This window comes from Lysobacter sp. Root916 (assembly GCF_001429785.1).
Lineage (GTDB): Bacteria > Pseudomonadota > Gammaproteobacteria > Xanthomonadales > Xanthomonadaceae > Lysobacter.
The window spans coordinates 1-6942 of record NZ_LMJF01000006.1 but is presented as its reverse complement, the minus strand read 5'-3'; the positions used below and the strand labels follow the sequence as shown (position 1 = coordinate 6942).

1 protein-coding gene is annotated in these 6942 nt (G+C 66.6%); it reads right to left on the bottom strand.

Annotated elements, in window-relative coordinates:
* Positions 1 to 2426: 2426 nt before the first annotated feature.
* Positions 2427 to 3983 (bottom strand): AMP-binding protein (locus tag ASE35_RS21085; RefSeq protein ID WP_255357130.1); only part of this gene is annotated, 1557 nt, incomplete at its 3' end.
* Between the last annotated feature and the right edge of the window lie 2959 nt (positions 3984 to 6942).

Below are 6942 nucleotides of genomic sequence, written 5' to 3'. Positions count from 1 at the left end.
CGCACCTGCACCAGGAACTCGCCTTGCTTCACCTTCGCGAGCACCACCCGGTCGCGCGACGCCAGCTGGTCGGCACGCCCCAGCACGCTCATCGCCGCTACCACCAACACTGCCGCACCCGCCGACACCAGCAGCCACCGTCGGTGGCGACGCCACCAGGGGGCTACCGGCTGACTTTCTCTAAGTATGTCCACATATCCTCCTCGGCTACCGCCGTCGCCACTCCCCAGCGGCACACGGCGGTGCAATATCCCAACAGCGATTCAGTTCAAGTCGAGCACGATTTCGATTTGCCTAGTGCGCGAAACCCTCCGACCCGTCGATGTAGCGACGCCACGCTTGCCAGATGGCTTCCGACAGTTCATCCGCATGTGCTGCGCCAAGCATGCTGCGATGATCTCCCCCTACCGAGGACACCACCGGTTTCTGCTCGCAATATTCCCAGCAGGCATGCAGGCGCTTGCGCTCCGGCATCGTTTTGATTTTGCCGCCGCGCGCGTAAATGACTTCCACCGCGCCGCGGAAACGACCCGACGGTTTGTATCGCTCGTAAATGGCGGATTGGGCGTCGAACAGTTTTTTCAGACGCTTGTCCGTGCTCAGGACGCGCTTCAACTCCGGATCCGTCGTCCTGAACAACTGCCACGGAAGCACCAGCAGGTTATCGATCAGCATCAGCTGCACACGATGCCCGGATGCCTCCAGCGCACGTGCCAGCTCGAATGCCACCGAACCGCCGTAGGAATGTCCGCCCAGCACGATCGGCCCCTCCGGAAGTCCGTTCTCGCGCATGGCCGAAAGATTCATCTCGACGATGTCTTCCATCCGCGTGCATGGCTTCTGACCTTCTTCCAGTCCCTGTGCTTCCAGGACGTGCACATTCATGCGCCCATCAAGCGACTGCGCCAGATCCCAGAACGAAGCGGCCGTCATGGCAAGACCGGGCACCAGATAGAGCGTGGGTTTCCCAGGCGTCTTCTTGAACTGAACCAGCGGACTCCAGGTACGAGTAGAGACGTGCGTCGTCATCCGCGCAGCGAGTGCGGACAGCGTCGAATGCAGGAAAATCTCGCGCAAAGCCAGTTCGATGCCGAGCCGCTCGCGCACCTGCGAGGTCATCTGCACCACCAGCAGCGAGTGGCCGCCCAGTTCGAAGAAGTGATCGTGGCGACCCACCTGTTCGACCTTCAGCAGCGACCGCCATATCTCCGCCAGCCCCTGTTCGATCTCGCCCTGCGGCGCTTCGTGCCCGCGCTGCATCAGCGAGCTGCCGTCCGGCGCGGGCAGCGCCTTGCGATCCAGCTTGCCGTTGGGCGTCAGCGGGAATGCGTCGAGCACCATGAAGGCGCTCGGCACCATGTACTCGGGCAACTGCGTTTGCAGCGCTTCGCGCAACTGCACCGCCGTCGGCTCCGCTGCCGCCGCTGGCACCACATACGCCACCAGCCGCTTGTCGCCCGGCTCGTCCTCACGCGCCAGCACCACCGCCTCGCGCACGCCGGCACACGCCGCCAGCCGGGCCTCGATCTCGCCCAGCTCGATGCGGAAGCCGCGGATCTTCACCTGGAAATCGTTGCGCCCCAGGTACTCGATGTTGCCGTCCGGCAGCCAGCGGCCGAGGTCGCCGGTCTTGTACATGCGCGCCTGCGGATCGGCACTGAACGGATCGCGCACGAAACGTTCGGCCGTCAACGCCGGCTGGTTCAGATAGCCGCGTGCCACGCCATCGCCGCCGATATAGAGCTCGCCCGCCACGCCCACCGGCACCGGCTCGCCCTGCGCATCCAGGATGTACACCTGGGTGTTGGCGATCGGTCGGCCAATCAGCACCGGTCCCGCATGGCTGCGGTCCATCCGCACCCAGGTCGAGTACGTCGTGGTCTCGCTGGGACCGTACAGGTTCACCACTNATCGGTCGGCCAATCAGCACCGGTCCCGCATGGCTGCGGTCCATCCGCACCCAGGTCGAGTACGTCGTGGTCTCGCTGGGACCGTACAGGTTCACCACTTCTTCGGCCGACGTGCCGGCAAACAGCTGCGCCACCAGCGCCGGCTTCAAAGCCTCGCCGGCGAGGTTGATCGTGCGTACCGTATCCGGCACGCACTGAGAACGCAGCAACGCGTCGATACCGGAGGGCACCGTGTTGATCAGCGTCATCGTGTCCTGGGCGGTCACCGCCAGCACATCCGGACGCAGGCTCACCGTGGCCCCGCACGACAGCGGCACGAACAACTCGAACACCGCCAGGTCGAAATTGGTGGATGTGGCAAAGAGGGTGTGGCTCAGCTCGGCCGCCGTGAAACTGGCCTGCGCCCAGGCCAACARGTTGAGCGTGTTGGCATGCTCGATCGCCACGCCCTTGGGCGTGCCGGTGGAACCGGAGGTGTAGATCACATAGGCCAGGTGACGCGAGCTCAGGCCCTGNGTTGAGCGTGTTGGCATGCTCGATCGCCACGCCCTTGGGCGTGCCGGTGGAACCGGAGGTGTAGATCACATAGGCCAGGTGACGCGAGCTCAGGCCCTGGCGCCGTGCGTCGAGGTTGTCGACCGGATGGCTCGCCAGCGTGGCTGGCGCCTGGTCCAGCCACAGCACGGGCACGTCGCCGGCAGGCAGGTGCCCGTCCAGGCGTGTGGTCGAGAGCAGCAGCCGGGGCGAACTGTCCTGCAGGATGAAGGCCAGCCGTTCGGCCGGATAGGCTGGGTCCAGCGACACGTAGGCGCCGCCGGCCTTGAGGATGCCCAGCAGGCCGACCACCAGGTCGAAGCTGCGTTCGCAGCAGATCGCCACGCGATCATCCGGCCGTACTCCGCGCGCGATCAGTTCGTGCGCCAGCTGGTTCGCGCGCGCATTCAACTCGCCGTACGTCAGATGGTGATCTTCGTAAACCACCGCCACCGCATCCGGCTGCGCGGTCGCCTGCCGCTCGAACAGTTCGTGGATCAGCGCATCCTTCGGATAATCGGTCGCCGTGGCATTGAAGCCTTCCAGTACCTGCGCTCGCTGCACGGCCGTCATGATCGGCAGCGTGGCGACGGCGTGCGCGTCGGACGTGGCCATCGCCTCCAGCACAGTCATGAAGTGGCAAGCGAGGCGTTCGACCGTGCTGCGATCGAACAGGTCCACCGCATAGTCGATGCCGCCATGCAGGCCCGCGCCGCCGTCCTTCAACGACAGCGACAGATCGAACTGTGCAATGGTGTGTTCGCTTTGCACCTGCGACAGCGTCAGGCCAGGCAGCTCCATCGCATCGCCGCCGGGCGTGTTGTTCAAGGACAGCATCACCTGGAACAACGGGCTGTGCTCGCTTTGCACCTGCGACAGCGTCAGGCCAGGCAGCTCCATCGCATCGCCGCCGGGCGTGTTGTTCAAGGACAGCATCACCTGGAACAACGGGCTGTGGCYCAGGCTGCGCGCCGGCTGTACCGCTTCCACCACCTGCTCGAACGGCAGTTCCTGGTGCGCGAACGCCTCCAGCGTCGTTTCCTTCACCTGCGCCAACAGGCCGGCCACCGTCAACGGCTCCGACAGGCGCGTACGCAAGGCCAGCGTGTTGACGAAGAAGCCGACCAGCGCCTCCACCTCGCGCCGCTGCCGGTTGGCCACCGGCACGCCCACGACGACATCGTCCTGACCCGACAGCCGCGACAGCAGCAGCGACCAGCCACCTCGCGCCGCTGCCGGTTGGCCACCGGCACGCCCACGACGACATCGTCCTGACCCGACAGCCGCGACAGCAGCAGCGACCAGCCGGCCAGCAATACCGCAAACAACGTRGTGCCGTGCGATTGCGCCAGCACGCGCAGCTTGCCGGCCAACTCGGCCGACAACGCCACCGGCACCACGGACCCGGCATAACGCTGCACCGGCGGACGCGGRCGGTCGGTCGGCAACTCCAACAGGGCCGGCGCGCCCACCAGGTGATCGCGCCAGAACGCCGTCTGCCGATCCAGTTCCTCGCCTTGCAGCCAGCCACGTTGCCAAGCCGCATAGTCGGCGTACTGGATCGCCAAAGGCGGCAACGGATCGCGCTGCCCTGCGCAGAACGCGGTGTACAGCGCCGCGAACTCCCGCACCATCACCCCGGTCGACCAGCCGTCGCTGACGATGTGGTGCTGGGTAATCAGCAGCACGTGTTCCTCTTCGGTCGTACGCAGCAAGCGTCCGCGGATCAGCGGCCCCTGCTCGAAGTCGAACGGTGCCACGGCTTCGGCCTCCACCTGCTCGCGTACCGCCTGCTCGCGGGTCTCGGCGGGCAACTGCGATAGGTCGTGCTCTGCCAGGGCAAAGCCGATATCTTCGGGTGCGAACAACTGGTGCGGCACGCCATTCACGGCGATGATTCGTGCACGCAAACCTTCCTGGCGGACCAGCACGCGATCGAGCGCAGCCTTAAGGGCGTCACGATTCAATTGCCCGCTCAAGCGCAGCGCCGCCGGCATGTGATACGCGCGGCTCGCGGACGCATCCAGCTGGTCGATGAACCACAGGCGCTGCTGCGACAACGACAACGGCAGCGGTTGATCGCGGSCGACGMGCTCGATCCGGCCCAATGTGCTCGTACCGGCCTGGCCCACCACCTGCGCAAACGCATGCAGCACCGGATGAACGAAGAGCTCGCGCAGCGGCACTTCCACGCCCAGCCGCTCGCGCACGCGCGAGACCAGCTGCACSGCCAGCAACGAATGRCCGCCCAGTTCGAAGAAGTGATCGTGGCGACCCACCTGTTCGATCTTCAGCAGCGACTGCCAGATCTCCGCCAGCCCTTGTTCGATCTCGCCCTGCGGCGCTTCGTACTCGCGCTGCATCAGCGAGCTGCCGTCCGGCGCGGGCAGCGCCTTGCGATCCAGCTTGCCGTTCGGCGTCAGCGGGAACGCGTCCAGCACCACGAAGGCACTGGGCACCATGTAGTCGGGCAGCTCCACCGACAGACGCGCACGCAGCTCGGCCACCGCAAGGTCCTGGTCCACCGTCAGGTACGCCACCAGTCGCTTGTCGCCCGACACGTCCTCCCGCGCCAGCACCACCGCCTCGCGCACGCCGGCGCAGGCACTCAATTTGGCCTCGATCTCGCCCAGCTCGATGCGGAAGCCACGGATCTTCACCTGGAAATCGTTGCGCCCCAGGTACTCGATGTTGCCGTCCGGCAGCCAGCGACCGAGGTCGCCGGTCTTGTACATGCGCGCCTGCGGATCGGCACCGAACGGATCGCGCACGAACCGCTCGGCCGTCAGCGCCTCGCGGTTCCAGTACCCGCGCGCCACGCCATCGCCACCGATATGGAGCTCACCCGCCACGCCCACCGGCACCGGGGCACCCTGCGCGTCGAGNCCGGTCTTGTACATGCGCGCCTGCGGGTCGGCACTGAACGGATCGCGCACGAAACGCTCGGCCGTCAGCGCCTCGCGGTTCCAGTACCCGCGCGCCACGCCATCGCCACCGATATGGAGCTCACCCGCCACGCCCACCGGCACCGGGGCACCCTGCGCGTCGAGGATGTACATCTGCGTGTTGGCGATCGGCCGGCCGATCGGCACCACCTCGCCGTAGGCGCCGACCCGGCACGGCCACGCCGTCACGTCGATCGCCGCTTCGGTCGGGCCGTACAGGTTATGCCAGGCCACCTGCGGCAAGGCCTGACTGGCCCGCTGCAGCACGCCATGCGGCAGCGCCTCGCCGCTGCACAGCACCTGGCGCAGCGAACGGCAGCGCGCATCGCGCACCTGCGACACGAACTCGGCCAGCATCGAAGGCACGAAGTGCATCGTCGTGATGCCCTCGGCTTCGATCAGCGCCTGCAGGTACTCCGGATCGCGATGGCCGCCCGGCCGCGCCATCACCAGACCGGCGCCGGCCAGTAGCGGCAGGAAGAATTCCCACACCGACACGTCGAAGCCGAACGGCGTCTTCTGCAGTACACGATCGTCGGTATCCAGCCGGTATTCGCGTTGCGCCCACAGCAACCGATTCACCACACCCCGGTGCTCGTTCATCACGCCCTTGGGCTGACCGGTCGATCCGGAGGTGTAGATCATGTACGCCAGGTGGCGCGAGCCCAGGCCCAGGGCCTGCGGATCGGGCCGGTACGCCGGCCGCGCCGCCCAGGGCGCCGCCGCATCGTCCAGGCACAGCGTCGCCACCGCATGCGCCGGTAGCCGATCCGCCAGCGACGATTGCGTCAACAGCAGCGACGGCGCGCTGTCCTGCAGCATGAAAGCCAGGCGTTCCGGCGGGTAGTCCGGGTCCAGCGGCACGTAGGCGCCACCGGCCTTGAGGATGCCCAGCAGGCCGACCACCATCTCCACGCTGCGCTCGACGCAGATCGCGACACGCGCATCCGGGCCCACGCCCTGGGCGATCAGCTCGTGCGCCAGGCGGTTCGCCCGGGCGTCCAGTTCGGCGTAGCTCAACGACCCGGACCCGTCGCGTACCGCCAGTGCATCCGGCTGCGCGTCCACCCGTCCTTCGAACAGTTCGTGGATCAGTACATCCTGCGGATAGTCGGTCGCCGTGGCATTGAAGCCTTCCAGCACCTGCGCCTGCTGCACAGCCGTCATGATCGGCAGCGTGGCGACGGCCTGCGCGTCGGACGTGACCATCGCCTCCAGCACAGTCATGAAGTGGCCGACGAGGCGTTCGATCGTGCTGCGGTCGAACAGGTCCACCGCATAGTCGATGCCGCCATGCAGGCCCGCGCCGCCATCGTTCAACGACAGCGACAGATCGAACTGCGCAATGGTGTGCTCGCTTTGCACCTGCGACAGCGTCAGGCCAGGCAGCTCCATCGCATCGCCGCCGGGCGTGTTGTTCAAGGACAGCATCACCTGGAACAACGGGCTGTGGCTCAGGCTGCGCGCCGGCTGTACCGCTTCCACCACCTGTTCGAACGGCAGCTCCTGGTGCGCGAACGCCTCCAGCGTCGTTTCCTTCACCTGCGCCAACA